Genomic DNA, 15,155 nt, shown 5'->3' on the forward strand with positions numbered 1-15,155 from the left:
AAATCTGGCATCCAGAGCATTGGGAGGTCAGTCCAATGAGTTCTTCAATCTTGAGACCTCAAACAGGAGCCGCAGCTCAACCACCGACGTTCCAGTTGACCCATGCTGAGACGGGAAGCTTGAGTCATCTGGACATCCTGCGCCTCGTCCAAGCTGGTTTTGCCCTCAGTGATGTTCAGGCTATGGTCCGCTCATCACGCCTATTCAAATCTTACAAGCTCCTGGAGCGAATCATGGGGAAGTCCGCTCGGACCATCCAACGGCTGAGTAACCCCCAGAACGAAGTCCGATTGAATCCCCAGCAGAGCGCTGTAGCGCTCCAATACGCCCAGGGACTTGAGCTTGCAGTGATGGTCTTCGGCTCTCAAACGCTCGCCGAGAATTGGCTCGGACGGTCGTGTAAGCACCTGTCAGGGATTGTCCCTTTCGAGATGCTCAATACCTCGGTGGGTTTCAAGGTTGTGGTGGACTACCTAGAGCGCGCTCGCTTGGGTGTTTACCAATAGCGGTGTGCCCCTCCACGCGATACGGTCACTCGGGGCTGCTTTCATATGCTCGCTGGCGTGAGGAGATAGGAGATGAAAGTTATCGGTAAGGTCGAAGTTGATGGTGTCGAAGACGTTGTTTGCGATGTCTGTCGGCTCACCACCAAGGTACACAACGGTGGGCTTCAATTTGCAACGTTGCAGGCACATTGGGGCTATGGAACGAAGCATGACGGTGAACGGTACGAGATACACCTGTGTGAAGGCTGTTTTTTCCAAGCTGTTGCCGGCCTTAAGGAAGAGCGGCGTACTCAAGGGCTCTTCGACGATGATGGCGGAATGCCGGATGACGATTTCGGTTTGATTACGAAGGATGATTTCTTCAAGGACAGAGGTTGATACAGCGTGGCCGCAACGGCTGTTTCCGCAGAAGAAAATAGCAGTTCAAGTCGATTACAGATTCTTGTGGGTAATTACACTGACTTGACCAGCACGCTTCGTAGTCTTGACTGTCAGAGAACGACCCAGGTTTTGTGAAAACGCATGCCCCGTTTTGATGCCTGCGTTGCTACGATCATGGTTACGAAGCGTGCTGGTCAAGTCCAATGCAATCGTGGGTCAGGTCGGATGCAAATGACTGGTCATGCAGGCTTTATCAAGCAGGGCTCGGCCAAGCTGCGAAGCCGAAATCTTTGAGTCTCCGCGCCCGTGTTCAGCCCGACTCCAAACAATCTGCCATTCTCAGGCGATGATGTAGCAACGGCCAGTTCACTGGCCGTTGGCGTTTCTGGCTTCAAGAAATTGATGCCATTTTCGCGTTACTGTCCTGATTCCGCTTGCATTGCGTAGCACATTCCCAACCTCCCCCGACCGTCGTGAAAATCGCCTGCCACACAAAGCGGTTTGAGTAAATGTCAGATATCATATTCAATATCTGACATTGCCCTTAAGTGACTTTGCCGATGCCATCTCTACCAGCAGCGATTCTGGAAAAAAGCCTGACCGTTCCAAAAGGCCACGTTCTAAGCCCAAAGGAGTTTCTGCATCTGGGTAGCCGTGCCGCTGTGGATCAAGCTTTTTCGCGATTAGCCAAAGCTGGAAGTCTCCTGCGCGTCGCTCGCGGTATCTACGTTGCTTGCGCACAGGGGGAAACCGGAACGCCCGTTGTCAGGACAGAGGTCATAGCACTTTCGATTGCAGCCAAGGGCAAGGCAGCAATCACCAGCAGTGGCGCTGAGGCTGCAAAATCATTTGGGCTTATCGCGCAAACGCCGGATGAGGTGGTGTTCCTAACCTCGGGTCGCAGTAAGCAGCTGACAGTCGGTGCGACAAAAGCCTCACTGCAACATGCGCCTTACTGGATGGTGGCTCTGGGGAATTCTTTGGCTGGCGATGCGATTCGAGCACTGGCCTGGATGGGAGCAGAGTGCGCCGAAGGTGCGGCATCCCAGCTTCACAACCAACTTTCAGTCTCTCAATGGGAAGCTCTTTCGTCTGTTCGGGCTAGTCTACCCAGCTGGATGGCCGCTGCTATCGGTAAAGCCGGCTTCTACGGTGGATTAAGCAAAGGAAGCGGCGCTACTGACCAACGGCCGTGAAATTAATGGCGCACTGAAAGGTATCAGCAGGTCTTAGCGATTAAACTAACGGGATGAAAAAGGTAGAAAAACATGGCTAGCGGCGAGCACTTGAAGGCGTTATTGCGATCACACATTAAAGGTGATGACAGTCATTTCCTTGCCGTTGCCATGCAAATGGCTGCACACGAGGCCAAGCAAGGGCATGGAAAGCTTGCTGAGGATTTGCGCACGCTGATCGATTCTGCGCAGTCCAAGCGCAAGCAAATGCCCTCCGCCCAACCTGTTCCCATCGGCCAGCCGCGAGGCGAGCTGAGCAATCTGTTGTCTGTTGCCCTTCCACAGACTCGCTTCTCTGAGATGATCCTGGACGATGCCACTCATGGCCGGCTTGCTCGCATCATCAATGAGCAGCGCAACTTCGAAAAAATACGTGCACACGGTCTGTCTCCTCGCCGCAAATTGCTTTTGGTCGGCCCGCCGGGCACGGGCAAGACAATGACGGCATCGGCTCTCGCCGGCGAATTGGGAATTCCGCTGTACATCGTTCGCCTCGATAGCCTGATCACCAAGTTCATGGGTGAGACAGCGGCCAAGCTTCGGCAAGTGTTCGACGCCATCCGAGATACTCGTGGGATCTACTTTTTCGACGAGTTTGACGCCATCGGATCGCAGCGTGGGCTGGCCAATGATGTTGGCGAAATCCGTCGAGTGCTCAACAGCTTCTTGCAGATGATTGAGCAGGATCAGTCAAACAGCCTGATCATTGCCGCCACGAACCATCCGGAAATTCTCGACTACGCCTTGTTCCGGCGCTTTGATGATGTTATCGAGTATGGGTTGCCCAACCCGGAGCAAATTCACGCAGTGTTGAAAAATCGGCTCGTGAACTTTTCGAAGTCGATTAAATGCTGGGACGACCTCATGGAGGCCGCCCAAGGCCTCAGCTATGCTGAACTGGCGCGAGCGGCAGATGACTCGATTAAAGATGCGATCATTCATGATCGCGGCGATGTAGACGCTAGGGACGTGGCAAAGCATCTCGCAGAACGTAAGGCTTTCCACGGAAGACAACGACAATAAGCCAGTAGAGCTTTTCGATGACGGAACCGAACGCAGGGCAGCGACGACACTTTCACTTACAGCGTACAGGGCGGCCGGAACGGTATCAGTCAACAGCCTCCCCGACCCGTGAGCCCGTCTACCCCCGACGTGATCGTGTAGGCCATGGGGAAAGGTTGCTCAGACAGCTGGAGCACTTCGGAACACGGATGGCACAAGCCGTCCAACTGCAACGCTCCGAAGGCCAGCAAGATGGCTTTGGCTTGCAGCTTGAGTTTGTAAGTGAGCCAGGCTTTGAACTGGCATTCGAGGGATTGGCCAGAGGCCAGCAGCAAATCGAGTTGTTGAATCTGCGATACGACGGAGCGACCCAAACACATTTCGCGACCGTCTTCGTTCCTGATGGAAAGCTGAGCGCATTCGAAGCCTTGGTAACTCAGTACCTGCGCGCCACAACCAGCAAAGGCATTCCGCGCAATACCCCTCTTTTGAATCCTATTCTTGAAATCCGGACTGCAACATTCAGTGCACTTTGGACTGACAGTTCAGACGCTCTACCAAGCTCTCCCGATGAGCCGATCTGGTGGGAGTTTTGGTTGCCCGCTCGCGATAACCAGGCCGCTGTTCTTCAGCGATTCCGCACGATTGCGGAGGTGCTTGAGTTCCAGATTTCAAGTGAAGCGCTGATCTTCCCGGAGCGGACGGTCGTCAACGTCTATGGCACACAAGAGGCCATTAGCGCATCGATGGCATTGCTCAATGAGGTCGCTGAAATTCGACGGGCCAAGGAAACGGCAGAGTTCTTCGATGCATTGAGTCCAGGCGAACAGCGTGAATGGATTGATGAACTGCTAGGGCGCACCTCAGGTGGCGACGACGACAGCGTCCGTATCTGCCTGATTGATACCGGCGTTAACCCCGGCCACCCGCTATTGAGCAACTATATCGGGATGGCAGATCTGCACACGGTCGATGTCGACTGGGGGGTTCAGGATGATGTTGGCCATGGTACCGGTCTCGCCGGTGTTGCTCTCTACGGTGACCTAGTCGACCCGCTATCGGCGCATGGTCCGGTATCCATTTCCCATCGTATCGAGTCCGTGAAGCTGTTACCTGCCGCCCGTGGCGACCAACGTGAGTCTTACGGTGCGTTGACCATGAATGCAGTGGCACGACCCGAGATTACTCAACCCGACAAACAGCGCGTGTTCAGCATGGCCATCACCAGCCTTGATGATCGTGACCGAGGCCGCCCTTCAGCGTGGTCGTCTGCTGTGGATCTACTGACCTCCGATGCGCTGGGTGGACGATCCCAACCACGTTTGATGATCGTCTCCGCCGGCAATGCCAACACCGAACATTACGTCCGTTACCCCTTCAGCAACCAAACCGACGGCATTCATGACCCTGGCCAATCATGGAACGCCATATGCGTGGGTGCGTACACCCAGAAGGTCACGCTGGATCCGGTGGTCGCAGGAGAATCAGTCCTTGCGGCCAATGGTAGCCTTAGCCCCTACAGCACCACGTCCTGTACCTGGACGAGAACCCCTTGGCCTCTGAAACCGGATGTCGTGTTCGAAGGCGGCAATCTGGTTTGCGATGCTTATGGCATTTTCAGCCATACCTCTCTTTCGCTCCTGACAACGTCACATCTCCCAGAGAGCCGCCTGTTCTCAACCACTTGGGCCACCAGCGCTGCTTCCGCGCTGGCCTCGCGCATGGCTGCGCAAATTGCTTCCGCTTATCCTGAGCTTTGGCCAGAGACCGTTCGTGCTTTGGTTGTGCACTCCGCCGAGTGGACGGAGCGAATGAAAGCCGAGTTTCTGGAAGGCGAAGCGAAGTCAGACTACGAAAAACTGGTTCGTACCTGTGGTTTTGGCGTCCCGGATATCGGTCGAGCATTGTGGAGTGCGTCCAATTCGTTGACTTTGGTGGTGGAAGACTCACTACGGCCTTTCACGCGACAGGGCTCTAAACCGGCAACGGCTCGTGACATGCACCTTCACCTACTTCCTTGGCCTCAGCAGGAGCTACTCCACTTGGGCAACGAGGAGGTCGAGATGCGTGTAACCCTGTCCTACTTTGTGGAACCCAATCCGGGTGTTGCACAGCGCGGTCTTAAAGGGCGCTATCGATACGAATCTCATGGATTGCGCTTTGAGGTCAGTCGATCTGGCGAGGATGCGACACTGTTCCGTCAGCGCATCAACAAACGCGCCCGAGAAGAAGATGATGACGCCCCATACCTGAGCAGTGCTTCAGATTCTCGGTGGCTGGTGGGTACACGGGGTCGCCATAAGGGGTCGTTACACTCTGACATCTGGCGAGGGCCTGCCTCCGATTTGGCAGGATTGGGGATGATCGGCATTTATCCTGCGCCGGGATGGTGGAAGACATTGGTTAAGCAGAAACGCTACAACGACGACGTGAGGTACAGCCTAGTCGTATCGATCAAGACACAGCAGACGGAAGTCGATCTGTACAACGCTGTGGGTGTTGCGATTACCAACGCTACGGCGATCGTTATCTGAGGAAGACGGCGCCATATGATTGGTTGGGCCTTCGGAAGGGTGTCTCATGCAGCTATGCGAATTGCCAGGCTACGGAAAAGTGACATTGGCATTGTTCCCGTTCCGCTGGTACGAGACGGGGCGGTGGATAATCCACGCGCTGAAGTACGTTTCACCGGGCGATGTCAAATGGATGCCTCATTACATCGAAGCGAATGGCCATGCTAAAGCACAAACGTTCGTCACCTATGAGGAGGCCCGAGCGTTTTCCACGCGGTTCAATGCGAATATCGCGGATAGAGCGGCCTCACTCGATATCGATGAGGTTCTGCGCGCGTCTCTAACGCTGAAGGCAGAAAAAGAAATCACCGTGCAGGAACGCCTAGCGGATGAAGAATGCATGATGTTCGCAGAGGCCCTACGCCGAAACGCCTTTGCCGAACGTCCTCAACGATCCGATCTGATCTTGCCACCCGACCTTGAAATCTTAGGTGACGCGCTATTTGAGCAGTTGCAGGAAGCGCCCTATCTTCAGATCGCGTTTTTTCCCAGATACAAGGTTGCATTGGCCAGAAGTGGCGAATATGACTGGTCGCATCGATTAAACCCGACTAAAAAATGCGCGATGCACTGTGCGCGCGAAAAAATTGCTCGAGGCTTTGGCCTGTGCGGTACCGCGCATTGGGGAAAAACCAAAGTTGAAATCCGCTCCGAGCTGCTCCCCAGAGCTAACAAGCTTTTACAGTTGGCCAGCGTTCAGAAATTGCTGATCGAAGCCAAAGCCCGTGGTCAACGGGTGGTAGTCGTTGCGGGCTTTGTGTTCTGGTATGAGGAAACTGGTACACCTGGCTGGACTGTCAAAACTGTCAGTGGTGATTCAGCCAGCAAGAGCGGTGAAACGCTATGGCACGAAGGTACGATCATCTCCAAGAACCACGGCCGCATCGTGGTGCTGCCGTACATCAAGGAGAACGGGCAGAAAGTACAAGGTCATACCAAGAATTCGAGCCATGAGAAAAAAGCATTGCCCCGGCATCCGGATGAGTATGTCGAAGTACCGTTCGAGGTACTGCGAGGCGATCTGATGATTGAGCTGTTCGGCGGGCTTCCTTACGAGTGAAATGCTGCAGCCGAATCAGCCCAGGGCCCTTCATATCCAACGCAAATTGACGTCAGTCACCCACCATGGGAATGTCGGTGCGCAGCCTCTATAGGCAGACCAATCACGGAGGAATAAGACAATGGACGAAACGTACGACATACCCGCCGAAAGTTCGCTGCGAGGTTGGAGCTACAAAGGTGCGCTGGAAGCGGGTTTTGAGCTTAAGTCCTATTCTTGGGAAGATGTTCCCACAGGCACATGGCTTGCTCGGTTGGACTTCAAGGTCTGGTCAAATAAGACAGCTGCTGGAAGTCTTGGGTGTTATTTCACATCACTGGTCGATGGCCGACAGTATCTGCTTTCCGCATTCCGTCCGTACCGGTCGACAGCAAGAATCTACACACCGACAGATGGCTCTATCGACTTCTCATCGCGTGGACTCGATGGTCAGATCTTTTTGTTGGAGATCGGCAAAGGTGCAAACGGGAAGACGAAATGGCTCTCGGCAAAGCTCAACGAGTAACACTGGTCGGTTCGGATGAGTAACGGCCAAGTTATCACGTCAGTTTCCCCGGCGTTCATCATCTCCAATCGTCTGTTCTGGCCACGGCCATGAGCTCTTCTGACGACTGCTTTGTTCAACACAAGGAAACAAGCTGTCTGTAAAGGATTTGCCCACTGCGTTCCGCAATTTCACTTAAATATCGGTGGTTTGGGTCAAGCCTAACCAATATTGGCGAATGCGGGTGCAGGAAGACGAGGCGGGACGGGATGCCAGAGGCTTCCTGTCGGATAGAAGGCTCTGGTCGCTCCGCCAGCTGCATGATGGGATGAGCCTGGTTGGCTCATCGTCACCATTACGAGGCCTCTGTGAAGCCAGCCTTGATCAATTCGGCGCGCATTGCGCCCAGGCAACTGTTTGGGACGGCCAGCCAAAATAGGTTTTTCGCTCTCGTCAGTGCCACATAGCCGATGCGGCCTTCCTCCGTAGCGGTACCGGCCAGCAGCGCGCTGATGTTGGCCTTGGTCGCGATGTAGAGCACCGCGTCGATGGATTCGCCTTTAACCTGGTGAACAGTTTCAACTCGTAGGCCAGGTCCTTCTTTATCATTGGCGTTGGCACCGCTAAGCGCGATATCGTCCAAGCGCCTCTTGGCCATTTTATTTCCGAACGTAGCGACTGTGGTCAGTCCGAACTGTTGGTCGATTTGGGCAAGCAAAGTGCGCAGATTTGTGACGAGCTTCGGATGCCATTCTGCTTTGGCTTGCAGCGAAGAAGACGGTAGCCCGGCCTCCGCATTGCGAGTAAATGCCCACAGCAATCTCCTGAGTCTCAGCATCCAGCCATCATGAGGCGAACCCAGCAGCGCCGAACTGAGCCCAGGCGGGGCATCTTCGAGGAGACTCACAACCGCGTTGCAAACCAGACGGAAAGCATCCTGATAACGATGCAACTGATCGCGGGCCAATGACGCTTCTGCAAAAAGGTTCACAACCCCCTGTCCTGGGGCCACTGACTTACCCGCAAGCTTGGCGGCGCGATCAGTGTTCCTGCTGAGAATGACTGCATCTGCTGCCTTTATGCCCAGTTCACCGAGGCGAACTCTGAAAGAGCTGAACAGCTTAGGGAGTTCGGCGTCTTTGTACCCTACGAAAAATGCTCCACCTTGCTCGGGTTGCCTGTCTGGCTCATCGTTACGGCCGCAGAGGCGGTTGGCAATATCAATGATGGGAGGGAGGGAGCGGTAGTTGCGGGTAAGCTTGTAGCCTTTGACTTCCTCGCGGTCGGCATAGGTTTTCAAAAACATGCCATCGGCGCCGGCGAAGGCGAATATGCCTTGGTTAACGTCACCGATCAGTGAAACCTGCACGCCCGCCTTGATGAGTAATTCCAAGGTCACTTTGTGCATCGTGCCCAGATCCTGGGACTCATCGACCAGGATCTGCGGATATCGAGTGGCCAACGCCCGCAGAATGGCGGGTTGATTAAGCAGTGTTCGAACTACCCAGTAGCGTCCTAGGTCATGGGTATATGCACCAGTGCGTCCCAGCTTTTCGATGAGCGTCTTGGCCTTTGCGCGATCAAGATGTTCTGGAGCCCCATGGATGTCGATGAAAAATATCGACTTCCCATTTTCTACGCCTACCTGCACATCTTTGATCGGGATTGGGCGCTCGGTTTCGCTCTTCCAGTACTGGAAGCTACTTAAGAAGGGCTCTGAACCCGATACAAGATAGGGGGTTTGCATGGCGCCCATGGTGCGGTAGGCATGAGGACGCAGAACATGCTGGGTGAAGAAACCATCGAGCGTGTCCACCTCTACACGCTTACGATTGGCGTCATCTGGCAGAGCCGAGGCCAGCTCTGCATACCCCTTGTTGAATGTATTGACGGCGACATTGGAAAACGACAACAGCACGACCCGGCCTCGGGGGTGGGCCAGCTTTTGCCGAATGGAGATCAGTCGCCGAATAGCTGTGGCTGTTTTACCACTGCCGGCGCAAGCCGTAACCGACATCGGTTCTAAGGGGGCTTCGATTACAGCTTTCTGTTCATCGGATAGCTTCATGGCTTGTCCGTGCCTCGGCAAACGTGTCGGATCGCTTGCTCGAGGTACTCTGGAACCTTGCATCCGGGCGTTATAGTAATCTGTTCAGCAAGCGCTTGGCCGAAACGGCCCTTCTGCACATTGCTACTGGTGTCTTTGCGCTCGAACATCCCGCAGAACAGCGCCTTGGCTTTGGCAGTGTTGTCCGGCGCGCCGTCCACGATTTTGCGCAGCGCCACAGAGATCCTGGGATGAAGTTCGGCCAATGCTTTCAGCATGGCTTCTCGATTTTCCGCCAGTAGCGCCAAGTCGTATTCAAGGGTCTTTACCCCGTGGTGCACCTTAACAAACAGATCTTCGGATTCCTTCATTTTCAGCGTGTTGCTCGATATTCGGACAGCATCGCCTAGGCCCGGATATGCAGCTTTTAGCTTCTTCTTTTTCTTTGGCTCGTCACCTATGTCAGCCAACTGTTCAGCTTCATCTCCGTCTTCCGCATCTGCTTCGTCGAGGTAGGCTGCCTCCGCGAGCAGATCCTCCTGAATCTCCTCGTCAGGTCGCTCAGCCCCAGCGGGTTCAGATAACTCTTCTTCGTCGAACGGGTCAGCATCGGTTATGACCGAGACCGGGATGCGCAGCCCGTTCTCTCCAAACAGCGGCAGGAACGAGTCGAAATTCAGCCCCTCTACACTGATCAAACTGACCCCATATTCCCTCAAATCGAATCCCAAAATCTTTGCGAGCGCATCGACCAGCATGAGTTCTGCGGCGCCCTCTACGAAAATCACGCGGCGGGCGAAAAACAGCTCAGCTCGGGTCACGTCCAAGTAGCGCTCCAGTTTCTCCCGTTTGCCTTTCGCGAACTGGACATCACGTGGAAAGAAGGTCTCCACGCCGGCTTCGTTCTCAATTAAGCACACCAAGGACTCGAGCTTTGAATTGCTGGCGAAATTCGGCGAGTGGCTGGTGACGAACAACTGCACCGGTTTTTCACCTTCTTTGGTGGGGATGCCAGCTAGGTAGCTCAAGAGTACGCGCTGCAGTTGGGGGTGAAGGTGAGCCTCCGGCTCTTCCACAATCAAGCTTCGGTACGCTGCATCAGGATTTTTGGCCAGTTCGCTTAGCACCACTGCCATGAAAATCAGGTTGTTGAAGCCAAGACCGTTTTGCTCAATCTCCATAGATTGAGCAGTCAGGGAGAGGCGGGCGGAAAGGCGTTGGAAATCGGTTGCGCTGAGTCCGACGGCCAGTACCTGCGCCAATTGCTCACCCATCATGGAGCCGTGCCGGGTTGAGATCGCCGCATGGGTACTTTTGATCGCCTCGTTCTGCTGCAACTGATCATCTAATTCTTTCAACGCAGCGTTGATCGCCTCACGACCCTCATCATCGGTCAGAAGGTGAAGTAGGCGAGCCAGCTGGCTGTTTCGGCTGGGACGCAGCCCTTGGGCAGCATCACGCAGAGGTTGTAGGTAGACGCCACGCAGGTTTTCCATCATGTCCGAGGTGAGCGGGATGTCCTGGTGATCTCCACACCACCGTTTCACCCGGAAGCGGCCAGACTTATCGGCATCGGTGTACTTGAGGTGGATGTGCGCTTCCATGGTGTTGTCAACCCTGGGCTGCAGAGCCGCGATGAAGTCGGCTTCGTCGTCGTGACTGAGATCCTTGAAGACAAAGTGGAAGCTAATATCTCCCTCTGGTTCCCCGTTTTTGGGCCGATGACGGTCGGCGATATCGAGACGAGGGTATGGCTCCTCATGCCCGGCCAAGAGGGTCCGGAGCGCATCTACAACGGCACTCTTGCCCACATTATTGGGGCCGACGAGAACATTTAGTCCGGGCTGGAATTTCAGCCTAGCGTCACGCAGCTTGCGGAAGTTTTTTATGGTGAGTTCAGCCAGGTACATAGGGGGCTCCATCCTTGATCTGGGGATGGAATCCTATTCCGGTGACATACACAATAGCGGCGGATGATCGCATAGCGTCTTGTAGAGCAGCGTGGTTGGGATGGGTTGAACGGTTGGCCTCGGATGGAGCCTTTGAAAAAGCGGAAGCGCTAAAAGCTTAGGGGCAGGCGCTATCTACAACGACGCGTAGCTGAGCTAGATTCGCTGTACCACCAACCGCTTTTGCGGGTTCCGCATGCGACCTTCGGACCTATCCGAAAGCGATATTTTCAAGATCGAAGTGGCCTGCATCGAGCACCACACCATTTAAGGAGAATGATCATGATCGAACCGTGGGAAAAAAGCCGAACCCCTGAACTGAAGAAGCTGTTGAAGGAGTTCACAAAACACTCACCTTCGAATCCGGACGACGACCGTGATCTGACCGGTGAAGAGTTCCTCTCCGCAACAGATGAAAAATCTCGTGAGCTGATTGGAAAAATCGTTGAAGTCAGTCGTGTCGTCCTGTTCGATCATGCGGGCCGAAAACAGGGACAATCCCGTGCTGCAATCGGTCGTGCAGGAAACCGTGTTTCAGTGGTTGGCGACCCTTACGACGAGGACGATAAATACAAAACCACTCTTCAGATCGAAACTGAACATGGTGTACTGACGGTTGATGCGCCGCTGGTTGGCCGTTAAGGAGCAGCGAAAAGTCTACAGCTCAACGGAAAACTTATTCCTCGTCGAAGGTTCCAGGACCGACAACCTGCCGGTATCAATGAACGTACCGGTGCCGACATTGCGGCAAGGCCCATGGCTCAAGATCGGTTCGCGTCCATCTTGATGAGGCCATGGAGGTCACTACGGTTCTGGCCAGCGCGGTACCCCACGCCATGGCGATACAGGGGCGAAAAAAGCCCTTTGTGACATTTTTACCAAAAAATGAAGCAATACCCTCTGAGAGCCCCATATTCTCTATGTCCAACAACAGGCGCCGCAACGAAGCGTTGACCCTTGTTTACAAGGAGTATAAATAGCGCTGTGTGACATCCCTCGAGAACGAACATGGCTGACAATGCGCTCATCGATCTGTTGAAGCAAACTGGACCCTTGCTGAGCAGTGACTTGTCCAAGCTCCTTGAGACCAAGTACGGCATTAACCCCGAAGCGGCGAGAAAGCGGGTGGAGCGTGGGTGTGCTGGTATGACCCGACTCAATCACATCATCTTTCCCCATCGGGCACGCTTCTGCTATCTCCAAGAGGACTACGGCTCTCCGTTTTTCTTCGATAATTTGATGGAGGCCCTGAAGAAAACACGGAGCGCCTATTTTGCGGCACTCCAGGCTCTCTCACTTCGAGACAACGTGATGCCCCGCCGGCATTTTCTTATTGCCTGCGGTGCGCCTGTTGCTCAAAAGAAACACATTTCAGCAGAAACCCTGCTGGAGCGACTGGTGAAAGCGACTCTTGTAAAGGAGGTGGTGCTCCCAGGGGGCGAACCCTGTGTGGTGCGATGCGATCACCACCAGATGCTCGAAGTGACCTCCGCGTGGGCAAAGATGAAAGGGCGTCTCATCGCAGAAAAGGTAACCCTGTTGGCGGTGAAGGATTGGGCGCGCAACTTGGGAATGGTGAGCTACGATTCCGTTGAAACCCGCGAGGATGAGGGCTTAGAGGCATTACCCAAGGTAGGGACGTTCAATTGGGACCTGGCCGGACCCTCCTACTTATTTCCCATGCGAGAGTACGTCAACACAGGTCTCAAACCAGGTTTCTTCGTTTGCGACCTTGCCCTAAATGGGTGGGTGACCGCTGCCCATCTGGCAGGGTTCGTCAACAAATGCGTCACGCTGCGCAGTCTCAGGAAGGTGAGCAAATGCCTTCAGATTTTTGTCGCCGAAAGTTACCACACTGAGGCTTTCGCGCTTCTCAAGGAACAGGGCATCATTCCGGCGACAACCGAGAGCCTTTTTGGCCGCGATGTGGCATTAGCATTGAAGAATCTTTGTGCGGTTTTGACCGACACAGCGAAGCTCACACAAAACCCTGAAGCGCTGGACAAAATTTTCAACGATTTGTCCCGAATCGAAGGCGCAGCTTCGACGCTACGCGGCAGCCTTTTCGAATTCGCGGTAGCCCAGATCGCGCGATCCACCTTTTTGGGATATCCCCAGGAGATGAACCGGATCGTCAAGGACAGTATCGGAGCGGAAGCGGAGATCGACGTGCTGGCCTACCGTCCCAGCCATGAAGTCGTTTTCATCGAATGCAAAGGGATACACCCCATCAGCATTTTGGATGATGCCGAAGTGGAGAAATGGCTTGATAAACGTATCCCCGTGATCAGGGGATTTGTTAAAGCGCACTCCGAGTGGGCTAGCATTCGCCAAAGGTTCGAACTGTGGACGAGCGGCAAGTTTTCCGATAACGCGATTGCGATGGTGAACGCTGCACAGGCGAAACACCCAAAATTGGACATCCAGCTGCGTGACGCCGACTACGTGCTTGGCCAGGCTATGAGCAGCAATGATCAAGGACTGCTCAAAACATATCGCCAGCATTTCGTGACGCATCCGATGCAGGAATTTGAAGAGTCCCGGAAACGCGAGCAGCGTAAAGCCGACAAAGCCAAGGCAAGGTTGAAAGCGCCATCAATAGAGGCATCGGCCCCTCCACCCATGAGCCCGCCAGCACCCAGTGCCGTGGCCTTGACCCCCCAATCAAACCTGTAGCTTATTTGGCTAAGAGTCATCGATCCAAAGAATCGACCCAAAGCTGCCCTTCGTGGAGGGCAGCAGACGGCCAAAAGTGGACTGATATGCCCGATTGCACAGGCCTCACAACCTAGATCTATTGCAATAGAAGGGCTATGGCGCGCTCAGATCGACCTGATCGGTGCTACCGCTGGCTGATACGAAAAAGCCCGCTTTCGGGGCGGGCTCTCACGCGTCTCCAAGGGGAGGCAATTTGCCAACGAAGTCTCGGAGCCAACCACCATAGGCTACACGCCACGGCCACCTTTGTCAGCAAGGCTCAGACCAAGGCGTCCTGCCTAGCTGCGCATCACCTTATTCCAATCAATTTCGTACCCAGCGTCCTGGAGCTCCCGGCTCAGGGCTTGCTTCCAGCCCTCATCGTTCATCGAAGTCCAAACTACGCCTGCGAAGTCGCTTGGAATTTCGACTTGACCACGCTTCAGTGCACAGACCCTGTCACGACCTAGGTAGCCTAGGAAATAGCCAAGCTCCAACAGGACGTTCTGCCTGGCACGAGGCTCCAATTGTCCACCCTCCACGCAGCCTTGGTCGTCAGGTGTGAGCAGCACCACTGCAAATCCTACGTCTCGATGCCCTTCAATTTTCTCGATTACGGTCCGACCACGATTCGCCTGTTCGTGGAGAATGATGGGCTCAAGACCAAGCTTCTCAAGGAATCGAGCCACCGACTCTCTAGCTCCCTCATCATGGCCGTGAACCACAAATACTCGGTCCGAATGAACAGCTTTATTTTCCAGGGCCGAGGTGGTCTCAATACCCTCCAAGGCTGGGAGATCTGCCAAGTCCTCTTTCAAGCTTTTCTGTGCTTGTTCAAGCAGAGCAATAGAATGCAGCACCCTCCGTTGAATCGGCGTGTGGTAATCGATTACTTGCCCTGTGGTGAACACCATCGGGGAATACGTGAGGTCTGTGGCGGCAGCGTAGGTGCGATACGCACTGGTGTCCTCCCCGAAGCATCTGGTCAGACTGTCCTTGATGGCAACCTCCATGGCCTTTAGCTCCGGTGTATTCCCACTGCGGACGGTACCGAGATCAAAAGCGCGAAGTTCTGCAATTCGTTCAGATAGCCGAGCTAGACCACGCTCGATCTCTTGAGGTGTCAGTTTCAGCTTCGGCTGTGGAGGTACAACTGAGGAGGTTTTTCGAGCCATGGTCTACACATTCCTTGGTAGCGGTAGGCGATTATTGCTGATTTTG

12 protein-coding genes are annotated in these 15,155 nt (G+C 54.4%); 9 read left to right on the plus strand and 3 right to left on the minus strand.

The features are described from left to right. Positions 1-35: 35 nt before the first annotated feature. The 7 genes from AC1Q6I_RS06655 (at position 36) to AC1Q6I_RS06685 (ending at position 7,262) form a co-directional block, all read left to right on the plus strand. Entirely contained in the window at positions 36-506 is a 471-nt protein-coding gene (locus tag AC1Q6I_RS06655; RefSeq protein ID WP_102623552.1) for an antitoxin Xre/MbcA/ParS toxin-binding domain-containing protein, read from the plus strand. A gap of 72 nt (positions 507-578) precedes the next feature. Next, complete coding sequence (locus AC1Q6I_RS06660) at positions 579-884, plus strand: hypothetical protein (protein WP_102623553.1); 306 nt, start codon at positions 579-581, stop codon at positions 882-884. A 563-nt stretch (positions 885-1,447) separates the two neighbouring features. Next, positions 1,448-2,083: a DUF6088 family protein gene (locus AC1Q6I_RS06665; protein ID WP_102623554.1), complete on the plus strand. Its 636-nt coding sequence runs from the start codon at positions 1,448-1,450 to the stop codon at positions 2,081-2,083. 72 nt (positions 2,084-2,155) lie between these two features. After that, positions 2,156-3,145, plus strand: a complete 990-nt coding sequence (locus AC1Q6I_RS06670) for an AAA family ATPase (RefSeq protein WP_102623555.1) — start codon at positions 2,156-2,158, stop codon at positions 3,143-3,145. Positions 3,146-3,162: 17 nt separating this feature from the next. Next, positions 3,163-5,658 carry a S8 family peptidase gene (locus AC1Q6I_RS06675; RefSeq protein ID WP_492618396.1) on the plus strand — a complete coding sequence of 832 codons (2,496 nt, stop codon included), beginning with the start codon at positions 3,163-3,165 and terminating at the stop codon, positions 5,656-5,658. A 46-nt stretch (positions 5,659-5,704) separates the two neighbouring features. After that, positions 5,705-6,757, plus strand: coding sequence for a hypothetical protein (locus tag AC1Q6I_RS06680; RefSeq protein WP_102623557.1), 1,053 nt, complete (start codon positions 5,705-5,707; stop codon positions 6,755-6,757). Positions 6,758-6,878: 121 nt separating this feature from the next. Further along, positions 6,879-7,262 (plus strand): hypothetical protein, encoded by a 384-nt coding sequence (locus AC1Q6I_RS06685; RefSeq protein WP_102623558.1) that lies wholly within the window; start codon positions 6,879-6,881, stop codon positions 7,260-7,262. Positions 7,263-7,596: 334 nt separating this feature from the next. On the opposite strand, the gene AC1Q6I_RS06690 is transcribed toward AC1Q6I_RS06685, so the two are convergent. Together AC1Q6I_RS06690 and AC1Q6I_RS06695 are read right to left on the minus strand one after the other, a co-directional pair. Further along, positions 7,597-9,309: an ATP-dependent helicase gene (locus tag AC1Q6I_RS06690; protein WP_102623560.1), complete on the minus strand. Its 1,713-nt coding sequence runs from the start codon at positions 9,307-9,309 to the stop codon at positions 7,597-7,599. Continuing rightward, entirely contained in the window at positions 9,306-11,198 is a 1,893-nt protein-coding gene (locus tag AC1Q6I_RS06695; RefSeq protein WP_102623561.1) for an ATP-dependent nuclease, read from the minus strand. The genes AC1Q6I_RS06690 and AC1Q6I_RS06695 overlap by 4 nt, the downstream gene beginning before the upstream one ends. Before the next feature lie 321 nt (positions 11,199-11,519). On the opposite strand from AC1Q6I_RS06695, the gene AC1Q6I_RS06700 reads away from it, so the two are divergent. Both AC1Q6I_RS06700 and AC1Q6I_RS06705 read left to right on the plus strand, forming a co-directional pair. After that, a complete protein-coding gene (locus tag AC1Q6I_RS06700) occupies positions 11,520-11,879 on the plus strand; it encodes a hypothetical protein (RefSeq protein ID WP_102623562.1) in 360 nt (119 codons plus the stop codon). A 366-nt stretch (positions 11,880-12,245) separates the two neighbouring features. Beyond that, positions 12,246-13,913 (plus strand): hypothetical protein, encoded by a 1,668-nt coding sequence (locus tag AC1Q6I_RS06705; RefSeq protein ID WP_102623564.1) that lies wholly within the window; start codon positions 12,246-12,248, stop codon positions 13,911-13,913. 320 nt (positions 13,914-14,233) lie between these two features. Here the strand turns inward: AC1Q6I_RS06705 and AC1Q6I_RS06710 are convergent, their stop codons facing one another. Continuing rightward, on the minus strand, positions 14,234-15,109 hold the full coding sequence (locus tag AC1Q6I_RS06710) for a TIR domain-containing protein (RefSeq protein WP_102623565.1): 876 nt from the start codon (positions 15,107-15,109) through the stop codon (positions 14,234-14,236). Positions 15,110-15,155 lie beyond the last annotated feature (46 nt).

Source organism: Pseudomonas sp. MPR-R2A5, from assembly GCF_058793055.1.